Origin of the sequence: Mycobacterium sp. B14F4 (assembly GCF_039871645.1) — a bacterium.
In the GTDB taxonomy this organism is placed as follows: domain Bacteria; phylum Actinomycetota; class Actinomycetes; order Mycobacteriales; family Mycobacteriaceae; genus Mycobacterium.
Genome location: NZ_JBDPMF010000001.1, coordinates 575,737 through 602,525 on the forward strand (window position 1 = coordinate 575,737; position 26,789 = coordinate 602,525).

At 68.3% G+C, this 26,789-nt stretch carries 25 protein-coding genes; 19 read left to right on the forward strand and 6 right to left on the reverse strand.

Features of this window, described 5'->3' with window-relative positions:
* Positions 1-2: 2 nt before the first annotated feature.
* Both recG and ABGB19_RS02850 read left to right on the forward strand, forming a co-directional pair.
* Positions 3-2,216 (forward strand): ATP-dependent DNA helicase RecG, encoded by a 2,214-nt coding sequence (recG, locus tag ABGB19_RS02845; RefSeq protein WP_347683755.1) that lies wholly within the window; start codon positions 3-5, stop codon positions 2,214-2,216.
* Entirely contained in the window at positions 2,213-2,920 is a 708-nt protein-coding gene (locus ABGB19_RS02850) for an HNH endonuclease family protein (RefSeq protein WP_347683759.1), read from the forward strand. Before recG ends, ABGB19_RS02850 begins: the two co-directional genes overlap by 4 nt.
* 3 nt (positions 2,921-2,923) lie before the next feature.
* On the opposite strand, the gene ABGB19_RS02855 is transcribed toward ABGB19_RS02850, so the two are convergent.
* From ABGB19_RS02855 to ABGB19_RS02880, 6 genes are all read right to left on the reverse strand, one after another.
* Complete coding sequence (locus tag ABGB19_RS02855) at positions 2,924-3,385, reverse strand: nuclear transport factor 2 family protein (protein WP_347683761.1); 462 nt, start codon at positions 3,383-3,385, stop codon at positions 2,924-2,926.
* Positions 3,382-4,257 (reverse strand): alpha/beta hydrolase, encoded by an 876-nt coding sequence (locus ABGB19_RS02860; protein WP_347683763.1) that lies wholly within the window; start codon positions 4,255-4,257, stop codon positions 3,382-3,384. Before ABGB19_RS02860 ends, ABGB19_RS02855 begins: the two co-directional genes overlap by 4 nt.
* An 81-nt stretch (positions 4,258-4,338) precedes the next feature.
* Positions 4,339-4,896, reverse strand: coding sequence for a TetR/AcrR family transcriptional regulator (locus tag ABGB19_RS02865; RefSeq protein WP_347683765.1), 558 nt, complete (start codon positions 4,894-4,896; stop codon positions 4,339-4,341).
* An 85-nt stretch (positions 4,897-4,981) separates the two neighbouring features.
* The gene (locus tag ABGB19_RS02870) at positions 4,982-6,502 is read right to left on the reverse strand and encodes a DUF222 domain-containing protein (protein WP_347683767.1); all 1,521 of its coding nucleotides are present in this window, start codon (positions 6,500-6,502) and stop codon (positions 4,982-4,984) included.
* A gap of 158 nt (positions 6,503-6,660) precedes the next feature.
* Positions 6,661-7,500: an aldo/keto reductase gene (locus ABGB19_RS02875; RefSeq protein WP_347683769.1), complete on the reverse strand. Its 840-nt coding sequence runs from the start codon at positions 7,498-7,500 to the stop codon at positions 6,661-6,663.
* Positions 7,501-7,505: 5 nt separating this feature from the next.
* Positions 7,506-8,345 (reverse strand): aldo/keto reductase, encoded by an 840-nt coding sequence (locus tag ABGB19_RS02880; RefSeq protein WP_347683771.1) that lies wholly within the window; start codon positions 8,343-8,345, stop codon positions 7,506-7,508.
* On the opposite strand from ABGB19_RS02880, the gene ABGB19_RS02885 reads away from it, so the two are divergent.
* From ABGB19_RS02885 to ABGB19_RS02965, 17 genes are all read left to right on the forward strand, one after another.
* Entirely contained in the window at positions 8,344-9,435 is a 1,092-nt protein-coding gene (locus ABGB19_RS02885) for an alpha/beta hydrolase (protein WP_347683777.1), read from the forward strand. The genes ABGB19_RS02880 and ABGB19_RS02885 overlap by 2 nt on opposite strands.
* A gap of 31 nt (positions 9,436-9,466) precedes the next feature.
* Entirely contained in the window at positions 9,467-10,252 is a 786-nt protein-coding gene (locus ABGB19_RS02890; protein ID WP_347683779.1) for a thioredoxin domain-containing protein, read from the forward strand.
* Complete coding sequence (locus ABGB19_RS02895) at positions 10,249-10,881, forward strand: vitamin K epoxide reductase family protein (protein ID WP_347683781.1); 633 nt, start codon at positions 10,249-10,251, stop codon at positions 10,879-10,881. The genes ABGB19_RS02890 and ABGB19_RS02895 overlap by 4 nt, the downstream gene beginning before the upstream one ends.
* A gap of 44 nt (positions 10,882-10,925) precedes the next feature.
* Positions 10,926-14,318, forward strand: a complete 3,393-nt coding sequence (locus ABGB19_RS02900; protein ID WP_347683783.1) for a pyruvate carboxylase — start codon at positions 10,926-10,928, stop codon at positions 14,316-14,318.
* Positions 14,315-14,890 (forward strand): 16S rRNA (guanine(966)-N(2))-methyltransferase RsmD, encoded by a 576-nt coding sequence (gene rsmD, locus ABGB19_RS02905; RefSeq protein ID WP_347684694.1) that lies wholly within the window; start codon positions 14,315-14,317, stop codon positions 14,888-14,890. Before ABGB19_RS02900 ends, rsmD begins: the two co-directional genes overlap by 4 nt.
* Before the next feature lie 14 nt (positions 14,891-14,904).
* Positions 14,905-15,384: a pantetheine-phosphate adenylyltransferase gene (gene coaD / locus ABGB19_RS02910; RefSeq protein ID WP_347683785.1), complete on the forward strand. Its 480-nt coding sequence runs from the start codon at positions 14,905-14,907 to the stop codon at positions 15,382-15,384.
* 84 nt (positions 15,385-15,468) lie between these two features.
* Entirely contained in the window at positions 15,469-16,035 is a 567-nt protein-coding gene (locus ABGB19_RS02915) for a hemerythrin domain-containing protein (protein ID WP_347683787.1), read from the forward strand.
* 198 nt (positions 16,036-16,233) lie between these two features.
* The gene (sepIVA, locus tag ABGB19_RS02920) at positions 16,234-16,971 is read left to right on the forward strand and encodes a cell division protein SepIVA (protein WP_347683789.1); all 738 of its coding nucleotides are present in this window, start codon (positions 16,234-16,236) and stop codon (positions 16,969-16,971) included.
* A 32-nt stretch (positions 16,972-17,003) separates the two neighbouring features.
* The gene (locus ABGB19_RS02925; protein ID WP_347683791.1) at positions 17,004-17,591 is read left to right on the forward strand and encodes a DUF177 domain-containing protein; all 588 of its coding nucleotides are present in this window, start codon (positions 17,004-17,006) and stop codon (positions 17,589-17,591) included.
* Positions 17,584-18,285, forward strand: coding sequence for a ribonuclease III (rnc, locus tag ABGB19_RS02930; protein WP_347683793.1), 702 nt, complete (start codon positions 17,584-17,586; stop codon positions 18,283-18,285). The genes ABGB19_RS02925 and rnc overlap by 8 nt, the downstream gene beginning before the upstream one ends.
* Positions 18,278-19,132 carry a DNA-formamidopyrimidine glycosylase gene (gene mutM / locus ABGB19_RS02935; protein ID WP_347683795.1) on the forward strand — a complete coding sequence of 285 codons (855 nt, stop codon included), beginning with the start codon at positions 18,278-18,280 and terminating at the stop codon, positions 19,130-19,132. The genes rnc and mutM overlap by 8 nt, the downstream gene beginning before the upstream one ends.
* A 27-nt stretch (positions 19,133-19,159) precedes the next feature.
* Positions 19,160-19,576, forward strand: a complete 417-nt coding sequence (locus tag ABGB19_RS02940) for an OsmC family protein (RefSeq protein ID WP_347683797.1) — start codon at positions 19,160-19,162, stop codon at positions 19,574-19,576.
* The gene (locus tag ABGB19_RS02945) at positions 19,560-19,844 is read left to right on the forward strand and encodes an acylphosphatase (RefSeq protein WP_347683799.1); all 285 of its coding nucleotides are present in this window, start codon (positions 19,560-19,562) and stop codon (positions 19,842-19,844) included. The genes ABGB19_RS02940 and ABGB19_RS02945 overlap by 17 nt, the downstream gene beginning before the upstream one ends.
* Positions 19,845-19,870: 26 nt before the next feature.
* On the forward strand, positions 19,871-23,461 hold the full coding sequence (gene smc / locus ABGB19_RS02950) for a chromosome segregation protein SMC (RefSeq protein WP_347683801.1): 3,591 nt from the start codon (positions 19,871-19,873) through the stop codon (positions 23,459-23,461).
* 52 nt (positions 23,462-23,513) lie between these two features.
* Entirely contained in the window at positions 23,514-24,851 is a 1,338-nt protein-coding gene (gene ftsY, locus ABGB19_RS02955) for a signal recognition particle-docking protein FtsY (RefSeq protein WP_347683803.1), read from the forward strand.
* A 210-nt stretch (positions 24,852-25,061) separates the two neighbouring features.
* Positions 25,062-26,411, forward strand: a complete 1,350-nt coding sequence (locus tag ABGB19_RS02960; protein WP_347683805.1) for an ammonium transporter — start codon at positions 25,062-25,064, stop codon at positions 26,409-26,411.
* A gap of 33 nt (positions 26,412-26,444) precedes the next feature.
* On the forward strand, positions 26,445-26,783 hold the full coding sequence (locus tag ABGB19_RS02965; protein ID WP_003881099.1) for a P-II family nitrogen regulator: 339 nt from the start codon (positions 26,445-26,447) through the stop codon (positions 26,781-26,783).
* The last annotated feature ends 6 nt before the right edge of the window (positions 26,784-26,789 follow it).

Sequence of the window (26,789 nt, forward strand, 5' to 3'; positions counted from 1 at the left end):
CCGTGGCCGTGCTGACCGATCGCCTCGACTATGTGCTCGGCAAGAAGGCGGCCGACCCGCTGGAGGAACACTTCGGCATCCGCACCGTCAACGACCTGTTGCGTTATTTCCCACGCAAATACAGCGACGAGATGACGACCGCCGACGAGGGCGAAGAACTCCCCATAGGTGAACACGTCACGTTCGTCGACCACATCGCGAATGCCGAGACGAGGTGGACGAAACGGGCGCCGGCGCGAGAGTACCTCGTCGTCACCCTCAGGGATCGGCGGCCGAAGGCGACCGCGACGTTCTTCAACCCGAAGTACCTCAAGAAGTCGCTGCGAGAGGGCGTCAAGGTGATGCTCTCCGGGGAGGTCGGCTACTTCAAGGGCACGATGCAGCTGACCCATCCCGCGTTCCTGGTGCTGCACGACAGCGGCGAGTTGAAGGGTTCGAAGTCGCTGAAGACGATCATCGAGGCGTCCGGGGCCACCGGTGACGACCTGCTGTCGCCGTTCGAGCGCGATTTCTTTCCGATCTATACCGCGAACAAGAAGGTGCAGAGCTGGGACATCTACGCGTGTGTCCGCCAGGTGCTCGACGTGCTCGACCCTATTCCCGAGCCGTTACCGGAATCGTTTCTGCGGCAACATGATCTGATCGACGAGGACACGGCGCTGCGCACCATCCACACCGCCGAGCGAGCCGCCGAACGAGACGCGGCGATCACGCGTCTGACCTTCGACGAGGCGATCGGCCTGCAGTGGGCGCTGGTCGGGCGGCGCCACAGCGAACTCAGAGAGTCCGGCCCCGTGGCGCCCCGTCACGACGACGGCCTGGTCGGGGCGTTGCACAAGCAGTTGCCGTTCGAACTGACCGCCGGCCAACGCGAGGTGCTCGACGACATCTTCGGCGAACTCGCCGCGACGCGGCCGATGAACCGCATGCTGCAGGGCGAGGTGGGTTCGGGCAAGACCATCGTGTCGGTGTTCGCGATGCTGCAGATGGTCGACGCCGGCTATCAATCTGCGCTGCTCGCACCCACCGAAGTCCTTGCCGCCCAACATGCCCGGTCGATCCGCGACGTCCTGGGCCCGTTGGCCATGGCAGGCCAACTGGAGGGTGCCGAGGGAGCGACGCGGGTCGCGCTGTTGACCGGGTCGATGTCGGCGCAGCAGAAGCGCGCGGTGCGCGACGAGGTGGCGGCCGGCGAGGCTGGGATCGTGATCGGCACGCACGCGCTGCTGCAGGACGCCGTGGAGTTCCACCGCCTCGGTATGGTCGTCGTCGACGAGCAGCACCGCTTCGGGGTCGAACAACGAGACCGGTTGCGCGGCAAGGCTCCCGAGGGGGTGACGCCGCATCTTCTTGTCATGACCGCCACGCCGATACCGCGCACCGTCGCGCTGACCTATTACGGCGATCTGGATACCTCGACGCTGCGCGAACTCCCGCGCGGCCGCCAGGCGATCACCACGAACACCATCTTTCTCAATGAGCACCGGTCGTGGCTGGACCGGGCCTGGCAGCGCATCGCCGAAGAGGTACGCGAGGGACGGCAGGCCTACGTGGTCGCCTCGCGCATCGACGAGAACGACAAGCTTCCCGAGGACAAGAACCGCGGCGGCCCGCCGCCGACCACCGTCGTCGAATTGTTCGACCGGCTGAGCCGCGGCCCGTTGTCGGTTCTGCGGCTGGGCCTCATGCACGGTCGGCTACCGGCCGACGAGAAGGACGCCGTGATGGCCGCGTTCCGGGCGCGGGAGATCGACGTGCTGGTGTGCACCACGGTCATCGAGGTCGGCGTCGACGTGCCGAACGCGACGGTGATGCTGGTGATGGACGCCGACCGGTTCGGCATCAGCCAGCTGCACCAGTTGCGCGGGCGCATCGGCCGCGGACAGCACCCCAGCCTCTGCCTGCTCGTCACCGAACTGCCCGAGAGCTCGAAGGCCGGCGTGCGGTTGGCCGCCGTCGCGTCCACCCTCGACGGCTTCACGCTCGCCGAGTTTGACCTCGAGGAGCGCCAGGAGGGAGACGTGCTGGGATACAGCCAGTCCGGACGAGCCATCACGCTGCGGTTCCTATCGCTGTCGGAGCATCGTGAGGTCATCGAAACCGCCCGCGATTTTAGCAAGACGCTCTACGAGCAGGACCCCGCCAATGCGGGCATGGCGGTGCTGGCCGCACCTTTCGTCGACTCCGACCAAGTCGAGTTCCTGGACAAGGCATGAACCGCAAGCACCTGCTGTGGCTGGTCGCGATCGTCGTCATCGCGGTGGTCGTCGCCGTCCAGACTGTCGCGTCTTCGGGGGACCGGGCAGAGTTCGTCGCCAGCGCCGACGTCCCCACTGTGGCACCGGGTGTCGACGTGCTTGCCGGCATCGCCGTCGTGCCGCTGCGCATCCGCGGATACGACTACCGCCGGGCCGCCTTCGGCGAGAGCTGGACCGACGACAACAGCGCACCCGGTGGGCACAACGGCTGTGACACCCGCAACGACATCCTGGACCGCGACCTCGTCGACAAGACGTACGTGTCGATCAGCCGGTGCCCGCGGGCCGTCGCCACCGGAACCCTGCACGACCCGTACACCAACCTCACGGTCCCGTTCACCCGCGGCGCCCAGACCGGCGCGGCCGTGCAGATCGAGCACATCGTGCCGCTGGCCTACGCCTGGGATCAGGGCGCCCGCAACTGGACCGACGAGATGCGGGTGCGGTTCGCCAACGACCCGGCCAATCTGGTTGCGGTGCAGGGCCAGGTGAACCAGGACAAGGGCGATAAGGAGCCCGCGCTGTGGATGCCGCCCAACGGCGCGTTCCACTGCCAGTACGCGATGCAGTTCATCGAGGTGCTGCGGGGCTACGGACTGCCCGTGGACGCCCCGTCGGTGCCGCCGCTGCGGCAGGCCGCGGCGACCTGCCCGATGGGGTAGGGCTCACCAGATCGGGATTTCCTGTCCGTGTTCGGATTTCGGTCGTGGGCCGAAGTACCGCCGTTGCGACTCATCGATCGGGACGTCGTTGATGCTGGCTTCCCGGCGTGACATCAACCCGTGCGGCCTGAACTCCCACAACTCGTTGCCGTAGCTGCGGTACCACTGGCCGGAGGCGTCGCGGCTCTCGTACTGGAATCGCACGCCGATGCGGTTCTCGCGAAAGCCCCACAGGCTCTTGCGCAGGACGTAGTCGAGTTCGCGCTGCCATTTCTCGGTGAGGAATGCGACGATCTGTTCGCGTCCGACGATATGCGCGTCGCGGTTGCGCCATCGCGAGTCCGGCGTATACGCCAGGCTCACCAAGTACGGGTTGCGCGTGTTCCAGGCGTCCTCGGCGGCCTGCACCTTCTGCATCGCTGTCTCGGGGGTGAACGGCGGCAACGGCGGGCGTGGCTCGGTCATGGCGCCGTCACCGCGCCCAGGAACGTGCGGATCAGCGAGGCGATCTCCGGTCCGTGGGTTTCGAGCGCGAAATGGCCGGCGTCGAGCAGGTGGATCTGCGCGTCGGGCAGATCGCGCCGGAACGCCTCGGCGCCCGCGGGCCCGAAGATCTCGTCGTTGCGTCCCCACACCACCAGCGTCGGAGGCCGATGCTCCCGGAAGTACTGCTGGAAAGCCGGGTATGCGTCGAGGTTGAACTGGTAATCCCAGAACAGCTGCAACTGGATTTCGTCGTTGCCGGGTCGGTCGAGTCCCGCCTGGTCCAACTGCCATGCCTCCGGCGCGATACGGTCCAGGCGGTCCGCCGGAACACCGTGCGTGTACTGCCACTGAGTCGCTTTCGGCTGCAGCAGTTCCCGCACGCTGTCGGCATTGGCACCGCGGTCCTTCGCGTGGGCGAACAGCACGTCCCAGAAGGGCGTGAAGCCTTCGACATACGCGTTGCCGTTCTGGGTGATCAGAGCGGTCACCCGTTCGGGCGCCCGACCGGCGATGCGCAGCCCGATCGGTGCGCCGTAGTCCTGGATGTAGAGCGCGAACCGATCGACGCCCAGGTGGTCGAGCAACCCCGTCACGATGTCGGTGAGCGCCTCGAAGCTGTACTCGAACTCGTCGAGCGCAGGTGCGGCGGAGTTACCGAAGCCGGGGTAGTCGGGCGCGATGAGGTGGTAGGAGTCCGACAGCTCGGCCATGAGGTTGCGGTACATATGCGAGCTGCTTGGAAAACCATGGAGCAGAACCAGTGTCGGGTTGGCCCGGTCGCCGGCCTCGCGGTAGAACACCTCCCAACCGTTGACTGTCGCGGTCCTGAACCGAGTGTCGAAATTCGTCATGTCGTGCTCCTGGGAATCGTCGAGAACGATCGTTCTACGCGTAGGGGTCAGCGTAGAGAACGATCGTTCTACGCGCAAGTGTCAGGCGGCGGCGAGGATCACCGAGGCGGCCGAGCGCGCCGCGGCCGCCGCCTCGGCGCCGTCGCCGTAGATCGTCGCTGCGACCATCGCCCCGTTGGCCAGGATCGCGAGTTGATCGGCGAGTTCTGCCGGCAATCTCGCCGCTGCTGCCAGGTCGGCGAGGTAGTCGCGCAGCGCAACCTTGTGGCGGCGGGCGATGCGCCGGACATCGGCTGAGGTGCCGCCCAGCTCGCCGACGGAGTTGATGAACATGCAACCGCGGAAATCCGGCTCGGCGAACCACTGCGCGAGGTAGTCGAACACCGCGAGGATCCGCTCGTGGGGCTCGTCTGCCCGGCTCTCGACGAAATCGGCCATCGCCCGACGCACATCGCGGTCACGCTGCTTGAGCACCGCGGACACCAGATCGGCCTTCGATGGATAGAAGGCGTAGAGCCGCTTCAACGGGATGGCCGCCGCATCGCGGATCGCATCCATTCCCACGGCCTGCACGCCGCGCTCGTTGAACAGCTCAGTCGCGGCAGCGAGTACGCGGCTTTTGTCCGCTCCGTCAACCATGGCGCCTCCTCGCCCGAGAACCCTCGTTCTCCATCGTACGGGTAGCTGAGTCCGTCGGCCGAGATCGGGCGGCTCGCGGGCCGGTCTAGAAAGGTGGGGGTCTGTGACGTTCGTCGGCGTGGGGCTGGTTGCGTCGGCGTTCGTCGGCGATGGCGTGGGCGCGGTTCTGGGCGCGGGTTTGTTTGCGGCGTGGCATCTTCAGGCAGCGCACGGCGTCGTCGAGCAGGTCGACGGTGTGGTCGACGACCGCGGGCGCGGTGGGGCGGCACAGCGTGGGAAACAGCAGCCGGCTACCGGGATGGGTGGTGTATCGCTGACCTTGCGGGGAGATCCAGTCCACGGTCCCGTCGGGGTGTTGTTGGTCGCGCCAGCCCCAGAACGTTTTGAACAAATGATGTGCTCGGCACAGGCATTTGAGGTTGGAGGCTTGGGTGGCTCCGCGCGGATAGGGAATCGTGTGATCGATATCGCAACGGGTGGCCGGCTTACTACACCCCGGGAAGCGGCACGTCAGATCGCGGCAGCGGATGAACCACGCCAGCAGCGCCGAGGGAATCCGCCGCCTTTCCGGAGGCGCATCGCCGGGGTGGATGACCGGTCGGCGTTTCGCACCGGCCAACGTGGCGGCCACGACCGGCGCCGGCAGGACCGCGCGGTTACCGAAGACATAACCCGGCCCGGCTGCCGACGGCCCGGTGACAGGCGCGGTATGCGAAGCGTCACAGGGGGTGTCGCCTGTGTGGGTGGGGTCGTCGTTGGCGGGCGGGTGGGGGCCGTCGAGTCGAGCCGGGGTCGCCTCAGCGACGGTGTTCTCGGTGGCCACGACATGCACCACCACCGCGGTGGGGGCCGTGCCCGCGGCCGGGCAGTCCTTCGACCCGCACGCGCAAGCCAGGGTGTGGGCGCCGTGGAACACCGCGGTCATGGCATCAGAGCGACGCTGATCCAGGGTGCGGGGATCGTTGGGGCACACCGTGGCCGCCATCGCTTCGAGGCGGGTGTCGATCAGGTCGGCGTCGTGGCTGTAGAGGGTGCCCTCGAGGTGGGCCACCCCGGAACCGTCCCGGGGGTCTTTGACATCCAGGCAGCGGTCTCGCGAGCGGGCTTCACTGCGGCGCAACGCGGCCGGGTCGAAGTGGTCGACCCAGTAGTCGACCTCGGTGCGCAGACGCTCCACAGACAGCGTGGTCCAGCCGGCGACGTCGGCGGCGATCGCGGCATCGACTTGGGCCAGCAGCTGCGGGTCCTCGATCAGCCAGGTGCGTGAGACGATCGCGGCGACCATACGGTAGGTCAACGCACCGGTCACAAACACCGTGTTGACCCGGGGTAGGCGATCGCGCAACGCGACCGCGACGCCCAGCTGGGCCGCGGCCATGCCCGGTGACACGTTCTGGGCCGGGGCGATCTCGGCGGCCACCGCCCACCAGTTGTCCTCGATCCACTGATCACGTTCGGCCGACCCGTCGGCGGCGTAGTGGCGATCGAGCACATCGGCGGCCGCCGAGAGTCGCCGCGCACACGCGGCGTTCTCGATACGCGCCCACGCCGCCACCGCCGCGGCATCAGAAGCGCCACCAGCCGCGTCGACCAAATCTTCGAACATACGAGCGAAGCTATGCCACTCCGCTGACCCACGACGCAGTCAACCCGGCCGGAAAACGGAGCCTGTGGATCAATTCGCCATTGGGGATAACGCCGCGAATCGGCGAAGGGGTGTTGACGCCATGTGAATCGCGGTCTAACGGGATGCGACTTGAAAGGCTATGTGCCCGTGTAGGTTTCCGGGTCGGGGCGGAACCGCGTGCCCTCGTCGAGCGCATTGAGCGAGGCCATCTCGTCGTCGCCGAGCTCGAAGTCGAACACCTCGAGGTTCGACTTAATCCGCTCCGGCGACTTCGACCGGGGGATCACGACGTTGCCCAGCTGCAGGCTCCAGCGAATCAGCACCTGCGCCGGCGTCCTGCCGTGCGCCTCGGCCACCGACACGACGGTCGAGTTGTCCAGCAAGCGGCCCACACCGAGCGGGCCGTACGCTTCGGTGACGATGCCGTAGCCGGCGTTGACCTCCCGCAACTCGGCCTGGTTGAGCAAGGGGTGCAGCTCGATCTGATTGATCGCCGGGGTGAAGTACGACAGGTCGATGATGTCCGAGAGGTGTTCGGCGTGAAAATTGCACACGCCGATCGACTTGGTGTCGCCGACCTCCTTGCGCTTCATCAGCCCGCCCCAGCTGTCGACGTACGCGCCCTGCTCACCGGCGGGCCAGTGGATCAGGTAGAGGTCGACGTAATCCAGGCCGAGCCGCTGCAAGCTCGCCTTGAGCGCATCCTGCGACGACTGGAAACCCAGATCCGGGGTGGCCAGCTTGGTGGTGACGAAGATCTCGTCGCGCGCGACACCGGACGACTTGATGGCTCGGCCCACTGCCTCTTCGTTGCCGTACGCGGCGGCGGTGTCGATGAGCCGGTAGCCGGCGACCAACGCGGCCGATACCGCCTCTTCGGTCTCGGCGTCCGACAGCTCACCGACGCCGAGCCCGAGCGCCGGGATTGTGTTGTCGTCGTTGAGCGTCACCGTGGGAATCGCAGCCGCGGAGGTCATGTCACCTACCCTGTGAATTCGAATGTTCGGGGATCGGGACCCATCCGCGTGCCGTCACCGAGCGACGAGATGGACGCCATGTCCTGCTCGCTCAGTTCGAAATCGAACACGTCGAAGTTGCTCACAATTCTTTCGGGGGTCACCGACTTCGGGATGACTATATTGCCGAGCTGGATATGCCACCTAATCAACACCTGTGCTGGCGTTTTGCCGTGGGCATCGGCAACTGACGTCACCGTGTCGTTGGAGAGCAACGAGCCCTGACCCAACGGGCTCCACGCCTCGGTGGCGATGCCGAGCTGGGCGTGCACCTCGCGCAGCTCCTCCTGCTGCAGGAGCGGGTGCAGCTCGATCTGGTTGACCGCCGGGACGATCCCGGTGGTGTCGACGACCATCCGCAGGTGCTCGGGCTCGAAGTTGCTCACGCCGATCGAGCGGATGCGGCCCTGGTCGCGCAGATGCCCGAACGCCTTGAACGTCTCGACGAACTTGCCGGCCGCCGGCATCGGCCAGTGGATGAGGTAGAGGTCGAGCTGATCCAGGCCGAGCCGCTGCAAGCTCTTGTCGAACGCCGCAAGCGTGCTGTCGTAGCCCTGGTCGGCGTTCCACAGCTTGGTGGTGATGTAGACGTCGTCGCGGGCGAGGCCGGACTTGGCAGCGTTTCTCAACGCGGCGCCGACCTCGCGCTCGTTCCCGTACGCTGCGGCCGTGTCGATGTGTCGGTAACCGGCATCCAGAGCGGTCGCCACTGCGCGTTCGGTCTCTTCCTGCGGCGTCTGCCAAACGCCGAGCCCCACCTGGGGTATGGAATTACCGTCATTGAGCGTGATCGAGGGAGATGCCATGACCCAAAGTCTGCCAGCACAAGTCACGTGGAGTCCGACCCGCAAGGAAGCGGTCGTCAACGCCGCCGCGGGCGTCACACTGCGCGCGCTGCCCTACATCCCTCGCGGGGTCAAACGGCTCCTGCTCGGCGGCCGCTCGGTCACCATCGACGGCAACACGCTCGATACCACGCTGCACCTCATGCTCACGGGGCAACGGATGGCCGGGATCAGCGGCCTGGTCAACTCCGACGACGTCGCAACGGCCCGAGGTCAGCTGGAGGCGCTGGCCGCCGGCTTCCGGAAGCACATCCCGGTGGCCGCCGTGAGCAACCTGTCGATACCCGGACCGGCCGGCGCCATCCGCGCCCGCCACTACCGGCCGGTCGAAGGCCACGGCCCGCTGTTGGTCTTCTACCACGGCGGCGGCCAGGTCATCGGCAGCATCGACACCCACGACGACCTGTGTCGAGAGATCTGCAAACGCGGCGGCATGCACGTGCTGTCGGTCGACTACCGCCTGGCCCCCGAGCACCCGGCGCCCGCGGGCACCGACGACGCCTACGCCGCCTTCAGGTGGGCGCACGACCACGCCGCCGAACTGGGGGCCGACCCCGATCGGGTCGCGGTGGGCGGTGACAGCGCGGGCGGCAACCAGGCGACGCTCGTCGCGCACCGGGCCCGCGGTGACGGCCCCCGGCCGGCTCTGCAGTTTCTGCTCTACCCGGTCACGAACTATCGCGACGAGACGCGGTCGCAGACGCTCTTCGCCCACGGGTACTTCCTGACCCGCGACGACCTGGACTGGTTCCGTGTCAGGTACCTCAGTGGCGGGATCGGCGCCGACAACCCGCGGGTGTCACCGCTGTTGGCCGACGACCTGTCCGGCCTGGCGCCGGCCCTGGTGATCACTGCCGGCTTCGACCCGCTGCGCGATGAGGGCAGGCAGTATGCCGACGCCATGCGGGCGGCCGGGGTGTCGGTCGACCACCGCGAGTTCGGCTCACTGATCCACGGATTCGCGAACTTCTTCCCGTGCGGCGGTGACAGCACCACCGCGATGGCCGATGTGATCTCCGCGCTGCGCGCCCATCTCACCGCCGGTTCGTAACGGGTCAGGGCGCCGCCGGTACGCTTTACCCGTGGCCACGAAACCGAAGAAGACCCCGCGCTACGACCTCAACGCCGCCGACCGCAAGCGCAATCTGGCGATCCGCATCGGGTTGACCGCGGTCGTCGTGATCTTCGCCGTCGCTCTGGTCGGCTACATCCTGATGACCAAGGAGGACAAGCCCGCCGAGGGTGAGGCGAAGTCGATCCGGGTGACGTCGAGCAACCTCATCACCCAGGAGGGCAGCTCCGAGCCCAAGGCGGTGCTGTCGCTCTACGAGGACTTCCTGTGCCCCGCGTGCGGCAACTTCGAGAAGCAGTTCGGTCCGACGATCAACAAGCTCATCGACAGCGGCGCCGTGGCCGCCGACTATTACATGGTCTCCATCCTCGACCGCCAGGGCGACGGCTACTCGACGCGCTCGTCGAACGCCGCCTACTGCGTGGCCGATGCGGACAAGGACGCGTTCCGGCGCTTCCACGCCGCGCTGTACGCCCAGCAGCCTGCGGAGGGCGTCGGCCCGTTCCCGGACAACGCCCGGCTCATCGAGGTCGCCCGCCAGGCTGGCGTGACCGGGGAGGTCCCCGCGTGCATCAACGGCGGTCGCTACGAGGACATGGCCAAGGGCCTGGCCAAGGCCACCGAGGTGAACTCGACGCCGACCATCCGCATCAACGGCGAGGACTACCGCCCCTCCACCCCTGACGCGCTGATCGCCAAGATCGAGGAGATCGTCGGCCAGGTGCCCGCGCTGGACGCCGGTGCCCCGCCGGCCAACCCGGATCCGACCCCGCCGCCGGCGGCACCCGCGCCATGACGGTCGCCGCGCCCGGGGCCGTCCAGCCGACCGAGCCCGCGGCCCACGAGCCGACGGGCTTGGCCGTCGGACGCCCGAGCGCGGTGTGGGTGCTGATCGCCGGGGTGCTGGGGCTGGCCGCGGCGGGGATGCTGACCGTCGAGAAGATCGAACTGTTGATCAATCCCGACTACGTCCCGACCTGCAGCATCAACCCGGTGCTGTCCTGCGGGTCGGTGATGGTCACCCCGCAGGCGTCGGTCTTCGGGTTCCCGAACGCGCTGATCGGCATCGTCGCCTTCACGGTCGTGCTGGTGACCGGTGTGCTCGCGCTCGCGCGGGTGGACCTGCCGCGGTGGTACTGGGGCGGCCTGGCCGTCGGCACCCTGCTCGGCTCCGCGTTCGTGCACTGGCTGATCTACCAGAGCCTCTACGACATCGGCGCGTTGTGCCCCTACTGCATGGTCGTTTGGGCCGTGACGATCCCGCTGCTCGTGGTCACGACGACGATCGCCCTGCAGCCCCAGCGCGGCGGCACGGTCGCCCGGCTGCTGTACGCCTGGCGGTGGTCGCTGGTGGCGCTCTGGTTCACCGCCGTGCTGCTGTTGATCCTCGTCCGGTTCTGGAACTACTGGTCGACGCTCGTCTAGGGTCGGCCGACCAGGCGGGCGATACAGTACGTGCGTGATCGCCCGTGATTTCTAAAGTTCTGGTCGCCAACCGCGGCGAGATCGCGATCCGCGCATTTCGCGCCGCCTACGAGATGGGCATCGACACCGTCGCGGTCTACGCCTACGAGGACCGCAACTCGCTCCATCGGCTCAAGGCCGACGAGTCCTACCAGATCGGTGAGACCGGCCATCCGGTGCGGGCATATTTGTCGGTCGAGGAGATCATCCGCATCGCCCAGCACGCCGGCGCCGACGCGGTGTACCCCGGTTACGGCTTCCTGTCGGAGAACCCCGCCCTGGCCGCGGCCTGCGCCGAGGCCGGGATCACCTTCGTCGGCCCCAGCTCGACGGTGCTAGAGCTGACAGGCAACAAGGCCAGGGCGATCGAGGCGGCCCGCGCAGCGGGCTTGCCGGTGCTGACCTCCTCGGCGCCGTCGGCGTCGGCCGACACCCTGATGTCCGCCGCCGAGAACATGGAGTTCCCGCTGTTCGTGAAGGCCGTCTCGGGCGGCGGCGGGCGCGGAATGCGGCGGGTCGCCGAGATCGGCGCGCTGCCCGAGGCGATCGAGGCCGCGTCGCGCGAGGCCGAGTCGGCGTTCGGCGATGCGACGCTCTACCTCGAGCAAGCCGTCGTCAACCCGCGCCACATCGAGGTGCAGATCCTCGCCGACACCCGCGGCAACGTGATGCATCTGTTCGAACGCGACTGCAGCGTGCAGCGTCGCCACCAGAAGGTCATCGAGTTGGCGCCTGCGCCGAACCTGACCGAGGAACTGCGGCAACGGATCTGCGCCGACGCGGTCGCCTTCGCCCGCCAGATCGACTACACGTACGCGGGCACCGTCGAGTTCCTGCTCGACGAGCGCGGCAACTACGTCTTCATCGAGTGCAACCCGCGCATCCAGGTCGAGCACACCGTCACCGAGGAGATCACCGACGTCGACCTGGTGTCCTCGCAGCTGCGCATCGCCGACGGCGAGACGTTGGAAAGCCTCGGGCTGAGCCAGGACACCTTGACCCTGCACGGGGCCGCACTGCAATGCCGGATCACCACCGAGGACCCGGCCAACGGGTTCCGGCCCGACACCGGCCGGATCACCGGCTACCGCACGCCGGGCGGTGCGGGCATCCGGTTGGACGGCGGCTCACACCTCGGCGCGGAGATCAGCGCGCATTTCGACTCCATGCTGGTCAAACTGACGTGTCGCGGCCGGGACTTCGGCGCCGCGGTGGCCAGGGCACGCCGTGCGCTGGCGGAGTTCCGCATCCGGGGCGTGTCGACGAACATCCCGTTCTTGCAGGCGGTGGTCAACGATCCCGACTTCCGAGCCGGGCGGATCAACACGTCGTTCATCGACCAGCGGCCCTACCTCCTGACCGCCCGCACCCCCGCCGACCGCGGCACGAAGATCCTCAACTACCTTGCCGACGTCACGGTCAACCAGCCGCACGGACCGCGCTCGGCATCGGTGTACCCGCAGGACAAGCTGCCGCAGATCGACCTCGAGGCCGCGCCGCCGCCGGGCAGCAAGCAGCGGCTGGCCGAGCTGGGGCCCGAGGGGTTCGCACGCTGGCTGCGCGACGGCAGGTCCATTGGCGTCACCGACACCACGTTCCGCGACGCCCACCAGTCCCTGCTCGCCACCCGGGTGCGCACCACCGGCCTGCTGATGGTGGCGCCCTACATCGCGCGGATGACGCCACAGCTGCTGTCCATCGAATGCTGGGGCGGTGCGACTTACGATGTGGCACTCCGCTTCCTGAAGGAAGACCCGTGGGAACGGCTGGCCGCGTTGCGCGAGGCGGTGCCCAACATCTGCCTGCAGATGCTGCTGCGGGGCCGCAACACCGTCGGCTACACGCCGTACCCGGAGACCGTCACGCAGGCCTTCGTTCAGGAGGCCACCGCCACCGGCATCGACATCTACCGCATCTTCGACGCGCTCAACAACGTCGAATCGATGCGGCCCGCGATCGACACGGTGCGCGAAACGTCAACGGCCATCGCCGAAGTCGCGATGAGCTACACAGGCGACCTGTCCGACCCCGGCGAGAACCTCTACACCCTCGACTACTACCTCAAACTGGCCGAGCAGATCGTCGACGCCGGCGCGCACGTGCTGGCCGTCAAGGACATGGCCGGTCTGCTGCGCCCGCAGGCCGCGCACGCGTTGATCACTGCCCTGCGCAGCCGTTTCGACCTGCCGGTACACGTGCACACCCACGACACCCCCGGTGGACAGCTCGCGACGTACCTGGCCGCCTGGCAGGCCGGTGCCAGCGCGGTCGACGGCGCCGCGGCGCCGTTGGCGGGCACCACCAGCCAGCCCGCGCTGAGCTCGATCGTCGCGGCCACCGCCCACACCGAATACGACACCGGGTTGTCGCTGTCGGCCGTGTGCGACCTGGAGCCGTACTGGGAGGCGCTGCGAAAGGTGTACGCGCCCTTCGATGTTGTGGCGTCTGGTCCGCCGGCTCCCACGGGCCGCGTGTACCACCACGAAATTCCCGGCGGGCAGCTGTCGAACCTGCGCCAGCAGGCCATCGCGTTGGGCCTCGGCGACCGCTTCGAGGAGATCGAGAGCAGCTACGCCGGGGCGGACCGGGTGCTGGGCAGGCTGGTGAAGGTGACGCCGTCGTCGAAGGTGGTCGGCGACCTCGCGCTCGCGCTGGTCGGCGCCGGCATCAGTGCCGACGAATTCGCCGCCGACCCGTCGCGATTCGACATTCCCGACTCGGTGATCGGCTTCCTGCGCGGGGAACTCGGAGATCCGCCGGGCGGCTGGCCGGAGCCGCTGCGCACCAAGGCGCTGGCCGGTCGCGCCCCCGCCAAGCCCCAGCAGGAACTCAGCGCCGAGGACGAGGCGGTGCTGGCGCAGAAGGGTCCCGACCGCCAGGCCGCGCTGAACCGTCTGCTGTTCCCCGGTCCGACAAAGGAATTCGAAGCGCACCGCGATCTGTACGGTGACACCTCCAGCCTGTCGGCCAACCAGTTCTTCTACGGGCTGCGCAGCGGCGAGGAACACACCGTGCAGTTGGAGCGCGGCGTCGAGTTGCTCATCGGCCTGGAGGCCATCTCCGACCCCGACGAGCGCGGCATGCGCACGGTGATGTGCATCCTCAACGGGCAGCTGCGGCCGGTGGTGGTGCGCGACCGCAGCATCGCCAGCGACATCCCGACCGCCGAGAAGGCGGACCGGGCCAACCCCGACCACGTCGCCGCCCCGTTCGCGGGTGTGGTGACCGTCAGCGTCGGCGTCGACGACGCGGTGGAGGCGGGGCAGACCATCGCCACCATCGAGGCGATGAAGATGGAGGCCGCGATCACCGCGCCCAAGGCCGGGAAGGTCAGCAGGGTCGCGGTGTCGGAGACGGCCCAGGTCGAAGGCGGCGACCTGCTGGTGGTGGTCAGCTGACCCGCATCGTCGCCGGCACCTTCGGTGGTCGACGAATCGCGGTGCCGCAGAGCCGTTCCGGGCGGGGGACCCGCCCGACCACCGATCGGGTCCGCGAGTCGCTGTTCAACGTGCTCGCCGCGCGCATCGACTTCGAGGGACTCGCGGTGCTCGACCTGTACGCGGGTTCGGGAGCGCTGGGACTCGAGGCGTTGTCAAGGGGAGCGGAGTCGGCGGTGTTCGTGGAGTCCGACGCTCGCGCGGCGGGCGTCATCGCCGACAACATCGCCACGCTGGGAGCGACGGGGGCGACGGTGCGCCGCGGCGCCGTGGCCGCGGTGCTGGCCTCGGGCACCCGCCGTCCCGTGGATGTCGTGTTCGCCGACCCGCCCTACGAGGTCGGCGCTTCCGAGATCGGCTCGGTCCTCACAGCGCTGCTCGGCGGAGGGTGGACCGCCGAGGGCACCGTGGTCGCCCTCGAGCGCGCTGCGTCCGGCCCGCCGGTGGACTGGCCACCGGGCTGGCGGGCGTGGCCGTCGCGCACCTACGGCGACACCCGGCTGGAGCTGGCCGAAGCAACTGGGCAGCACTGATACCGTCATCGCCCATGAGCGGCGCGGTATGCCCGGGCTCCTTCGACCCGGTGACTCTCGGCCACATCGACGTCTTCGAGCGCGCAGCCGCGCAGTTCGACGAGGTGGTCGTCGCCGTGCTGGTGAACCCCAACAAAAAGGGCATGTTCGCTGCCGACGAGCGCATCGCGATGATCGAGGAGTCGACCACTCATCTGCCGAACCTGCGGGTGGAGACCGGTCACGGTCTGGTCGTCGACTTCGTCAAGGCCCGCGGCCTGACGGCGATCGTCAAGGGTCTGCGCACCGGCACCGATTTCGAATACGAACTTCAGATGGCGCAGATGAACAAGCACATCGCCGGCGTCGATACCTTCTTCGTGGCGACCATGCCGCACTACTCGTTCGTGTCCTCGTCGCTGGCCAAGGAGGTGGCGACCCTGGGTGGTGACGTCTCCGGACTCCTGCCCGTCGCCGTCAACGAGCGACTGAAGGACAAGCTGCGGCAGGGTTAATTTACCCGCGTGCCGGGTAGGTGGTGGGTGGCGCACAGCCCATCCGCGCCTCCACCAAACCCGATTTCGCAGGAGGTTTCTGCCATGGTCGAAACGTTCGTCCAGTCGACCGACGACGTGGTCCGATTCCTGAAGGACCAGCACAATCTGATCAAGGACCTGTTCGAGGAAGTGCTGTCCGCATCGAGCGACGAGGCCCGCGAGAAGGCATTCGTCAATCTGCGCCAGCTGCTCGCGGTGCACGAGACCGCCGAGGAGATGGTGGTGCATCCCCGCGCCCGCCACGAGCTCGGCGAGGGCGACGCGATCGTCGACGCGCGCCTGAAGGAGGAGCACGAAGCCAAGGAGCAGCTGTCCAAGCTGGAGGACATGGACGTCGGCTCCAAGGAGTTCATCGACGAGCTGACCACGTTCCGCGACGCGGTGATCCAGCACGCCGACGCCGAGGAACTCGACGAGTTCAGCAAGCTGCAGGCCAAGCTCGAATCCGACGACCTCGGGCGGATGGCCAAGGCGGTGCAGGCGGCCGAGGCGATCGCACCCACGCGTCCGCATCCCGGAGTCGAGTCCGCGAAGCTGAACTTCGCGGTCGGGCCGTTCGCGTCGATGCTCGACCGGGCCCGCGACCTGATCGGCGCGGCGCTCAAGTAGCTCCCGTCTGCACCGGGCTCGTGGCCCCTGGCTGCCTGACATAATGTGCGCGGAGCAATTCAGACGGGAGTTGCGCACCTGGGGAAGCGGTGACACAGCAAGAACGCGAACACGCGACACACCGGCGCGCGAAAGCGGAGTCACAGCCGCAACACCAGGCACACTGGTAACTGTCAACTACGCCTGGAGGGTGTTGCCGTGTATCGAGTTTTTGAGGCGCTCGACGAACTGAGCGCGATTGTGGAAGAAGCCCGCGGCGTGCCGATGACGGCAGGCTGCGTGGTGCCTCGCGGTGATGTCCTCGAGCTGGTCGACGACATCAAGGACGCGATTCCCGGGGAGCTCGACGACGCCCAGGATGTGCTCGATGCCCGCGACGGGTTGCTCCGGGAGGCCAAGGAGCACTCCGACTCGATGGTGTCGACGGCGACGGCCGAGGCGGATTCGCTGCTCAACCACGCGCGCGCCGAAGCCGACCGGCTGCTGGCCGATGCCAAGGCCCAGGCCGACCGCATGGTCGCCGAGGCGCGCCAGCACAGTGAGCGGATGGTCGGCGAAGCCCGCGAGGAGGCCGGCCGGATCGCCGCCACCGCCAAGCGCGAGTACGAGGCCAGCACGGGGCGGGCCAAAACCGAGGCCGACCGGCTCATCGAGAGCGGCAACCTCGCCTACGAGAAGGCCGTCCAGGAAGGCATCAAGGAACAGCAGCGACTGGTGTCGCAGACCGAGATCGTGCAGACCGCTACTGCCGAGGCCACCCGTCTGATCGACTCGGCGCACGCCGAGGCCGACCGCCTGCGCGGCGAATGCGACATCTACGTCGACAGCAAGCTCGCCGAGTTCGAGGACTTCCTCAACGGCACGCTGCGGTCGGTGGGCCGCGGCCGCCACCAGCTGCGCACCGCCGCGGGCACACACGACTACGCGGCGCGCTAGCTGGCTCGACCGTCGCCGTAGGATTGGCATCTATGGCGACGCATGCGAACGCGGCGGCCCACCGCGCCTCACAATCGCCGCTCGTGATCAACATCGCCCGGCTCGGCCGGCGGCCGGGCTCGATGATTACCGTGTCGGAGACGGTGCCCAGCCCGTCGCGGATCGGGCTCGACCTGATCGGCATCGATGAGGGCGCGCCGCTGAAGCTGGACCTGCGGCTCGAGTCGGTGTCGGAGGGGGTGCTGGTCACCGGCACGGCGTCGGCGCCGACGTCCGGGGAGTGCGCGCGCTGCCTGACCCCCGTCACCGGGGACGTCGAGATCGAGCTGACGGAGCTGTTCGCCTACCCCGACAGTGCGACCGACGAGACGACGGATGCCGACGAGGTCGGCCGCGTCAGCCAGGTAAAGGGAGCCGACACCGTCAACCTCGAACAGCCGATCATCGACGCCGTCGGGCTGGCACTGCCGTTCGTCCCGCTGTGCGTCCCGGACTGTGCCGGCCTGTGCCCGCAGTGCGGGGTCGCGATGGCCACCGCCGAACCGGGCCACCACCACGAACAGATCGACCCAAGGTGGGCCAAGCTGGCGACCATGTCGGACGAGGACGCGCGTGAGTGACCGCGCGTCGCTGCGGGCGGCGCTGGGCGTGCATCTATCCGACGACATGCTCACGATCGCGTTGACGCACCGCAGCTACTCCTACGAGAACGGCGGGCTGCCCACCAACGAGCGGCTGGAGTTCCTCGGCGACGCCGTGCTCGGGCTGACCATCACCGAGGAGCTCTACCATCGTCACCCCGACCGGTCCGAGGGTGACCTGGCCAAGCTCCGCGCGAGCATCGTCAACACCCAGGCGCTCGCCGACGTCGGTCGCGAGCTGTCCGACGGCGGACTCGGGGCGCACCTGTTGCTGGGCAAGGGCGAGGAGAACTCCGGCGGCGCGGACAAAGCCAGCATCCTCGCCGACGGCGTCGAATCTCTCTTGGGCGCAATCTATTTGGAGCACGGCATCACCGTCGTGCGAGAGGTGATCCTGCGGCTGTTCAGTAAGCTGCTCGACACCGCGCCGACCCTCGGCGCCGGACTGGACTGGAAGAGCAGCCTGCAGGAGTTGACCGCGTCGCGCGGGATGGGCGCGCCGTTGTACGTGGTGACCTCCACTGGCCCGGACCACGACAAGGAGTTCACTGCGACGGTCATCGTCACCGACATCGAATACGGCCGCGGTGTGGGCCGCACCAAGAAGGAAGCCGAACTCAAGGCGGCCGCCGCGGCATGGAACACGCTGGCCGGCGCCGAGGTAGATGCCTGAGCTTCCCGAGGTCGAGGTCGTCCGCCGGGGACTGGACGCGCATGTCGTCGACAAGACGATCACCGCGGTGCGTGTGCACCATCCGCGCGCGGTGCGCAGGCACGAGGCCGGCCCCGCCGACCTGACCGCGCGGCTGTTGGACTCACGCATCGTCGGTACCGGCCGTCGCGGAAAGTATCTGTGGCTGACACTGGACGACGGCTCGGCGCTGGTGGTGCACCTCGGCATGAGCGGGCAGATGCTGCTGGGCGAACTCCCGAAGCAGGACCACCTGCGCATCGCGGCGTTGCTCGACGACGGCACCGCGCTCAGTTTCGTCGACCAGCGCACGTTCGGCGGGTGGATGCTCGCCGACGTGGTCACCGTCGACGGCAGCGAGGTGCCGGTGCCCGTCGCGCACCTGGCACGTGACCCGCTCGATCCGTTGTTCAACCGCGACGGTGTGGTAACGGTGTTGCGGCGCAAGCACTCCGAGATCAAGCGGCAGCTGCTGGACCAGACCGTGGTGTCGGGAATCGGCAACATCTACGCCGACGAGGCGCTGTGGCGGGCGCGTGTCAACGGCGCTCGGCTCGCGTCGTCGCTGAGCCGCAAGGTGCTCGGTGAACTGCTCGACGCCGCCGCCGAGGTGATGACCGAGGCGCTAGGGCAGGGCGGTACGTCGTTCGACTCGTTGTACGTCAACGTCAACGGCGAGTCGGGCTACTTCGACCGGTCGCTGGACGCCTACGGCCGCGAGGGCGAGCCGTGCCGGCGCTGCGGCGCCGTGATGCGTCGGGATAAGTTCATGAACCGCTCGTCCTTCTACTGCCCGAAATGCCAACCCCGCCCACGGGTGCGGCGTTGATTCGGCGCCACGTTGTAGAACTGACGCATGACCGAACTGTGGGTAGAGCGCACGGGACCGCGCCGCTACACCGGACGTAGCTCGCGCGGCGCCGAGGTGCTCGTCGGCGGCGAGGACGTCGACGGCGTCTTCACGCCGGGCGAACTGATGAAGATCGCGCTTGCGGCCTGCAGCGGCATGGCCAGCGACGTCCCACTGCAGCGGCGGCTCGGCGAGGACTACGACACCACGATCCGGGTGTCCGGCGCGGCCGACCGCGACCAGGAGCGCTACCCGCTGCTCGCCGAACGCATGGAACTCGACCTGTCGGGACTCTCGGAGGGCGAGCGCAAGCGGGTACTCACCGTGGTCGAGCGGGCGATCGACTCCGTGTGCACCGTCGGACGCACGCTCAGGTCCGGGACTGAAGTGACATTTGAGGTTTCTGATGCAGGAGTTAGCTGAGGTACGTCTGACCGCTTGGGTGCATGGCCACGTCCAAGGGGTCGGCTTCCGGTGGTGGACGCGCTCGCGGGCGCTCGAACTCGGGCTGGCGGGATACGCGGCGAACAAGGCCGACGGGCGTGTGCAGGTGGTCGCGCAGGGTCCACGGCAGGCCTGCCAGCAGCTGCTTGACCTGCTGCAAGGCGGCAACACCCCCGGTCGCGTCGACAAGGTCGTCGCCGACTTCACCCAACCTGGCGACTCGCTACAAGGGTTCACCGAGCGTTAGCCTGCGCGACGGTAGTGTGGCACCTCGTGCACCTCAAGAGCCTGACCCTCAAGGGCTTCAAGTCGTTTGCTTCGCCGACGACGTTGCGCTTCGAGCCGGGCATCACGTGCGTGGTGGGGCCGAACGGCTCCGGTAAGTCGAATGTGGTCGACGCGCTCATCTGGGTGATGGGTGAGCAGGGCGCCAAGAGCCTGCGCGGCGGCAAGATGGAAGACGTCATCTTCGCGGGCACGTCGTCGCGCCCGCCGCTGGGTCGCGCCGAGGTGACCGTCACCATCGACAATTCCGACGGCTCGCTACCCATCGACTACTCCGAGGTGTCGATCACCCGCCGGATGTTCCGCGACGGTGGCAGCGAGTACGAGATCAACGGCAGCAGTTGTCGTTTGATGGACGTCCAGGAACTGCTGTCCGACTCGGGCATCGGCCGCGAGATGCACGTCATCGTCGGCCAGGGCAAGCTCTCCGAGATCCTCGAGTCCCGGCCGGAGGACCGTCGCGCGTTCATCGAGGAGGCTGCCGGCGTCCTCAAGCACCGCAAGCGCAAAGAGAAGGCCGTCCGCAAGCTCGACTCGATGTCGGCGAACCTGGCCCGGCTGACCGACCTGACCACCGAACTGCGCCGCCAGCTCAAGCCGCTGGGCCGGCAGGCCGAGATGGCGCGGCGGGCGCAGACCATCCAGGCCGATCTGCGCGACGCTCGTCTGCGGCTGGCTGCCGACGACTTAGTGAGGCGCAGAGCCGAATTCGACAACACCAATCACGCCGAGACGACGCTGCGCCGCGAGCACGACGAGGTGGCGACCCGGCTGGAGGCCAAGACCGTCGAGTTGGCCGCGCACGAGGCGGCCGTCGACACACTGAGCGAGCGCGCCGATACCGCGCAGCAGAGGTGGTTCGCGCTGTCGGCGCTCGCCGAGCGGGTCGGCGCCACCGTGCGCATCGCCAGCGAGCGCGCCCAGCATCTGGACACCGAGCCGGAGGCCTCGACGGGGCCGGACCCCGATGCGCTGGAGGCCCAAGCAGAAGAGGTCGCCGAGCAGGAACGTCAGCTGCTCGACGAGCTGGCCGACTCCCGTACGAAGTTGGAAGCCGCCCGCGGTGAGCTCAGCGAATGCGAGCGCCTCGCCGCGGAAGCCGAGCGGGCCCACCTGGCGGCCGCCCGGGCCGAGGCCGACCGACGGGAGGGTCTGGCCCGGCTGGCCGGGCAGGTCGACACCATGCGCACCCGCGTCGAGTCGATCGACGAAACCGTCGCCCGTCTCACCGGCGGCATCGAGGAGGCCGCCGCGCGGGCTCAGCAGGCCCAGGCCGAGTTCGAGACCGTGCAGGGCCGGGTGGGCGAACTCGACGCCGGCGAGGTCGGCCTCGACGAACACCACGACCGGACCGTGGCCGCGCTGCGGCTGGCCGACGAACGCGTCGCCGAGCTGCAGGCCGCCGAGCGCGGCGCCGAACGCCAGGTCGCCTCGCTGCGTGCCCGCATCGAGGCGTTGTCCGTCGGCCTGGACCGCAAGGACGGCGCCGCGTGGTTGCAGAAGAACCACAGCGGCGCAGGCCTTCTCGGCTCCGTCGCCAACCTGCTCAAGGTGCGCAACGGCTACGAGGTCGCCGTCGCCGCGGTGCTGGGCGTTGCCGCCGACGCCGTAGCTGCCGAGAACTCGGGTGCGGCTCGCGCCGCGGTGGCGGCGCTCAAGGAATCCGACGGCGGGCGCGCGGCGATCGTGCTCAGCGACTGGCCCGATCACGCTCAGCCTCCGACGGGCCAGCTGCCACCGGGCGCTTCGTGGGCGGTCGAGTTGGTCGATGCGCCGCAGCGCCTGCGAGGGGCGGTCTCGGCGATGCTGGGCGACGTCGTCGTGGTGCCGGACCTGAACGCAGCGCTCGACGTCGTCGCATCGCGCCCCCACCTGCGCGCCGTCACCACCGACGGCGATCTGGTCGGCGCGGGCTGGGTCAGCGGCGGGTCGGATCGCAAGCCGAGCACGCTGGAGATCGCATGCGAGGTCGACAAGGCCCGCGCCGAACTCGCCGCGGCCGAGACGCAGGTCGAGGAGTTGACGGCGGCGCTGGCCGGTGCGCTGGCCGAGCAGACCAGCCGCCAGGACGCCGCCGAGCAGGCGCTGGCCGCGCTCAACGAGTCGGACGCGGCGATCTCGGCGATCTACGAGCAGCTGGGTCGCCTCGGCCAGGAGGCCCGCGCCGCCGACGACGAATGGCAGCGGTTGATCAAGCAGCGCGACGAGCTGGAGGCCAACCGGACACGCACCGTCACCGAACTGGCCGAGCTCGAGCAGCGGCTGCACAACGCTCAGCAGGCGCCGACGTTCGAGTCCGAGCCGGTCAACCGCCAGGAGACCACCGCCGCCGCGGAAACCGCGCGGGCCGCGGAGGTGGAGGCTCGCCTGACGGTTCGTACGGCCGAGGAGCGCGCGAATGCCGTTCGCGGGCGGGCGGATTCGCTACGGCGCGCCGCGGCGAGCGAGCGCGAGGCCAGGCTGCGCGCTCAGCGTGCTCGCGAGGCGCGGGTGCATGCCGCCGCGGTGGCCGCCGCCGTCGCCGAGTCGGGACGCGTTGTCGCGCAACGGTTGAGTAATGCGGTGGCGGTGGCGTCGCGAAGCCGCGACGAGCTCGCCGCCGAACGTCAGCAGCGCTCCGCAGCGCTGTCGCGGACCCGCGACGAGGTCAACGAGCTCACCGCCAGGGTCAACGGCCTGACCGAGGCGCTGCACAAGGACGAGGTCGCCAAAGCCCAAGCCGCGCTGCGCATCGAGCAACTCGAGGAGCAGATCCTCGAGCAGTTCGGCATGGCCACCGCCGACCTGGTCGCGGAGTACGGCCCGGACGTGCCGCTGCCGCCGACGGAATTGGAGATGGCCGAATACGAGCAGGCGCGCGAACGCGGCGAGCAGGTCACCGCGCCCGCACCGATGCCGTTCGACCGGCCGACGCAGGAACGCCGGGCCAAGAAGGCCGAACGCGAGCTCAACGAACTGGGCCGGGTCAATCCGCTGGCGCTCGAGGAGTTCGCCGCGCTCGAGGAGCGCTACAACTTCCTGTCCACGCAACTGGAGGACGTCAAGGCTGCGCGCAAGGACCTCCTCGACGTCATCGATGATGTCGACGCTCGCATCCTGCAGGTGTTCGCCGAGGCCTACACCGACGTGGAACGCGAGTTCACTCAAGTGTTTTCGACACTGTTCCCGGGTGGCGAGGGCCGGCTGTTGCTGACCAACCCCGACGACATGCTGACCACCGGAATCGAGGTCGAGGCGCGCCCGCCGGGCAAGAAGATCAAGCGGCTCTCGCTGCTGTCCGGTGGCGAGAAGTCGCTTACCGCGGTCGCGATGCTGGTCGCGATATTCCGCGCACGGCCGTCGCCGTTCTACGTCATGGACGAGGTGGAGGCCGCACTCGACGACGTGAACCTGCGCCGCTTGATCAGCCTGTTCGAGCAGCTGCGTGAGCGGTCCCAGCTGATCGTCATCACGCACCAGAAACCGACGATGGAGGTCGCCGACGCGCTGTACGGCGTCACCATGCGCGACGACGGCATCACCGCGGTGATCAGCCAGCGCATGCGCGGCCAGGAGCTGGTCGGCAGCGCCGTCAACTAGAGCCGGCACGGGGGCGGGCGTCGGCGCCGACCGACCTTGAGACAATGGCGCGGTGACAGAAGGTCTCTGGATCGCTATCGCGGTCATCGCCGTTCTGCTGATCGCCGCGCTCGTCGTCGGCCTGGTGCTCTATCGCCGTCGACGGATCAGCCTGTCGAAGCCGGACACCACCAAGCCCATCGACCGCTCAGGCGGCTATACCGCCTCCTCGGGCATCACGTTCGCGCAGTCGGCGCCCACCCAGCCGGCCGAGCGGATCGACACCAGCGGGCTGCCCGCCGTCGGTGACGACGCCACGGTGCCCCGCGACGCGCCGAAGCGGCCCATCGCCGACGTGCGCCTGCCCGAGCCGCCGGTCCAGGCACCGCCGGCCCCCGCGCCGCCCGTCGAGGAGGCGCCCGCGCCGCCGGTCGAGGAGCCCGCCGCCCCGGCCGTCGAGGAGCCGCAGGCGCCCGTTCTCGACGAGATCGCTCCGACCGAAGGCCGGCTCGAACGGCTGCGCGGGCGGCTGGCCCAATCGCAGAACACGCTCGGGCGCAGCATGCTGGGCCTGCTCGGCGGCGGTGACCTCGACGAGTCCTCCTGGGAGGAGGTCGAGGACACCTTGCTGATCGCCGACCTCGGTCCGGTGGTCACCGAGTCGGTGATCGCTGCCCTGCGCGAGCAGATGGCCAGCCGCAACGTGCGCAGCGAGGCCGACGCCCGCGCGGTCCTGCGCGACGTGCTCATCGCCGCACTGCGACCCGAACTCGACCGCTCGATCAAGGCTCTTCCGCACGCCGACAAACCGTCGGTCTTGCTCGTCGTCGGGGTCAACGGCACCGGCAAGACCACGACCGTCGGCAAGCTGGCCCGGGTGCTGGTCGCCGACGGGCGCCGCGTCGTTCTCGGCGCCGCCGATACGTTCCGCGCCGCGGCTGCCGACCAGTTGCAGTCCTGGGCGTCGCGGGTGGGTGCGCAGGTGGTCCGCGGCCCCGAGGGCGCCGACCCCGCCTCCGTGGCGTTCGACGCCGTCGACAAGGGCATCGACGACGGCGCCGACGTCGTCGTCATCGACACCGCAGGACGTCTGCACACCAAGACCGGCCTGATGGACGAGCTCGGCAAGGTCAAACGCGTCGTCAGCCGCCGTGCGGAGGTCGACGAGGTGCTGCTCGTGCTCGACGCCACCATCGGGCAGAACGGTCTGCCGCAGGCCCGGGTGTTCGCCGAGGTCGTCGACATCACCGGCGTCGTGCTGACGAAACTCGACGGCACGGCAAAGGGTGGGATCGTCTTCCGCGTCCAGCAGGAGTTGGGCGTGCCGGTCAAGCTCGTCGGACTCGGCGAAGGCGCCGACGACCTCGCGCCGTTCGAGCCCGCGGCCTTCGTCGACGCGCTCCTGGGTTAACGCCGCGAACCGCAAAGTGTTTCACGGCGGCGCCGGTTTTGCCGGCCCAATAGCGCCGAAACACGAGCGTAACGTCCCGCGCGTTTCCGTTCACCTATTGGAAACGGAACAGAATCGCGGGCGAAACGCGAGCCACAGAGTCTCTTCGGGAGGCCGATCCAATCGGCGCACTTCCCAAGGAGGTCACACAAAGTGGTTTCAGCCTTACCAATGGCCCTACCCGACGACGCGTTTGCGCCGTTCGGCCCGGACGGATTGAGCTCGGGCGATACGGCGTGGGTGCTCACGGCCGCCGCTCTGGTGTTGTTCATGACGCCGGGCCTCGCGTTCTTCTACGGTGGCCTGTCACGGCAGAAGTCGGTTCTCAACATGATGATGATGTCCTTCGGCGCGCTGGGCGTCGTCAGCGTCATCTATGTGTTGTGGGGCTACTCAATGTCATTCGCGTCGGCGCATACCGGCGAGAGCGACATTCTTGGCATCTTCGACAACCCGTTCGCCCTCTTCGGTGTGAGCCAGCTCTTGGAAACCAAGGAAGTCGGCGAGGAGACCCTCTATGTCCTTGGCGGCTTCGGGTCGGTGCCCGCGATAGTGTGGGTCGGCTTCCAGCTGACCTTCGCGGTGATCACCGTCGCCCTCATCAGCGGCGCGGTGGCCGAGCGCATGAAATTCGGCACCTGGCTGGTCTTCGGTGGCATCTGGGCGACCCTGGTGTATTTTCCGCTCTCTCACATGGTCTGGGGCGGCGGCCTGCTGTCGGGCTCCGAGAACGGCGTCGCCTCCTGGCTGTTCGGCTACGACGCCGAAGCGGGCGCGGCGAACGTCCCACCGATCGACTTCGCAGGCGGCACCGTGGTGCACATCAACGCGGGGATGGCGGCCCTTGTGCTGGCCCTGCTGATCGGAAAACGCACCGGATTCGGCAAGATGGCGTTCCGTCCTCACAACATCCCGTTCGTGATGCTGGGTGCCGCGATCCTGTGGTTCGGATGGTTCGGCTTCAACGTCGGATCAGAGGGTGCAGCGGACATGCTGGCCGGGCAGGTCTGGGTCAACACCACTGCGGCCACCGCGGCGGCGATGCTGGCCTGGCTCCTGGTGGAACGCATCCGCGACGGTCACGCGACCAGCGTCGGCGCCGCCTCGGGCGTCGTCGCCGGTCTCGTGGCGATCACGCCGGCGTGCGGATCCCTGTCGCCGATCGGGTCGCTGATCCTGGGCGCGATCGCCGGCGTGTTGTCCGCACTGGCGATCGGTCTCAAGTACAAGCTGGGCTATGACGATTCGCTCGACGTCGTCGGGGTACACCTCGTCGCGGGCTTGTGGGGCACGGTCGGCATCGGATTCCTGGCTACCGAAACGGGCCTGTTCTACGGGGGCGGTGTTCAGCAGTTGGCTGTGCAGGTGGTGATCGCCTTGGTGGCGGTGGTGTTCACTGGCATCATGACCGCCATCATCGCCTTCCTGGTGAAGCCGTTGGGCTGGCGAGTGAGCATGGAAGACGAGGACACCGGCATCGATGAGACCGAACATGCCGAAACGGCTTATGAACTCGTCTGATCGGCAAGAATTTCATCGGAAGGGATCGACTACATGAAGCTGATTACTGCGATCGTCAAGCCGTTCACGCTGGAAGACGTCAAGACCGGCCTGGAGCAGACGGGTATCCTCGGGATGACCGTCAGCGAGGTTCAGGGCTACGGCCGCCAGAAGGGCCACACCGAGGTGTACCGCGGCGCCGAGTACTCCGTCGATTTCGTACCGAAGGTGCGGGTCGAGGTCGTGGTCGACGACTCCGCCGTCGACAAGGTGGTGGATGTCATCGTCCAGGCCGCGCGAACCGGAAAGATCGGCGACGGCAAGGTGTGGGTGAGCCCCGTCGACACCGTGGTCCGGGTGCGCACCGGGGAACGCGGAGCCGACGCCCTTTGAGCCGCT

Excerpts from the sequence above, each read along its gene's own strand:
- ABGB19_RS02960 (WP_347683805.1), top strand. The coding sequence starts at position 25,062 with ATGGCCCTACCCGACGACGCGTTTGCGCCGTTCGGCCCGGACGGATTG.
- ABGB19_RS02850 (WP_347683759.1), top strand. The coding sequence starts at position 2,213 with ATGAACCGCAAGCACCTGCTGTGGCTGGTCGCGATCGTCGTCATCGCG.
- ABGB19_RS02875 (WP_347683769.1), bottom strand. The coding sequence starts at position 7,500 with ATGACCTCCGCGGCTGCGATTCCCACGGTGACGCTCAACGACGACAAC.
- ABGB19_RS02860 (WP_347683763.1), bottom strand. The coding sequence starts at position 4,257 with ATGACGAATTTCGACACTCGGTTCAGGACCGCGACAGTCAACGGTTGG.
- ABGB19_RS02865 (WP_347683765.1), bottom strand. The coding sequence starts at position 4,896 with ATGGTTGACGGAGCGGACAAAAGCCGCGTACTCGCTGCCGCGACTGAG.
- ABGB19_RS02925 (WP_347683791.1), top strand. The coding sequence starts at position 17,004 with ATGGCGACGCATGCGAACGCGGCGGCCCACCGCGCCTCACAATCGCCG.
- ABGB19_RS02945 (WP_347683799.1), top strand. The coding sequence starts at position 19,560 with ATGCAGGAGTTAGCTGAGGTACGTCTGACCGCTTGGGTGCATGGCCAC.
- mutM (WP_347683795.1), top strand. The coding sequence starts at position 18,278 with ATGCCTGAGCTTCCCGAGGTCGAGGTCGTCCGCCGGGGACTGGACGCG.
- ABGB19_RS02880 (WP_347683771.1), bottom strand. The coding sequence starts at position 8,345 with ATGGCATCTCCCTCGATCACGCTCAATGACGGTAATTCCATACCCCAG.
- ABGB19_RS02870 (WP_347683767.1), bottom strand. The coding sequence starts at position 6,502 with ATGTTCGAAGATTTGGTCGACGCGGCTGGTGGCGCTTCTGATGCCGCG.
- ABGB19_RS02965 (WP_003881099.1), top strand. The coding sequence starts at position 26,445 with ATGAAGCTGATTACTGCGATCGTCAAGCCGTTCACGCTGGAAGACGTC.
- ABGB19_RS02895 (WP_347683781.1), top strand. The coding sequence starts at position 10,249 with ATGACGGTCGCCGCGCCCGGGGCCGTCCAGCCGACCGAGCCCGCGGCC.
- ABGB19_RS02940 (WP_347683797.1), top strand. The coding sequence starts at position 19,160 with ATGACCGAACTGTGGGTAGAGCGCACGGGACCGCGCCGCTACACCGGA.
- ABGB19_RS02855 (WP_347683761.1), bottom strand. The coding sequence starts at position 3,385 with ATGACCGAGCCACGCCCGCCGTTGCCGCCGTTCACCCCCGAGACAGCG.
- coaD (WP_347683785.1), top strand. The coding sequence starts at position 14,905 with ATGAGCGGCGCGGTATGCCCGGGCTCCTTCGACCCGGTGACTCTCGGC.
- ABGB19_RS02915 (WP_347683787.1), top strand. The coding sequence starts at position 15,469 with ATGGTCGAAACGTTCGTCCAGTCGACCGACGACGTGGTCCGATTCCTG.
- ABGB19_RS02885 (WP_347683777.1), top strand. The coding sequence starts at position 8,344 with ATGACCCAAAGTCTGCCAGCACAAGTCACGTGGAGTCCGACCCGCAAG.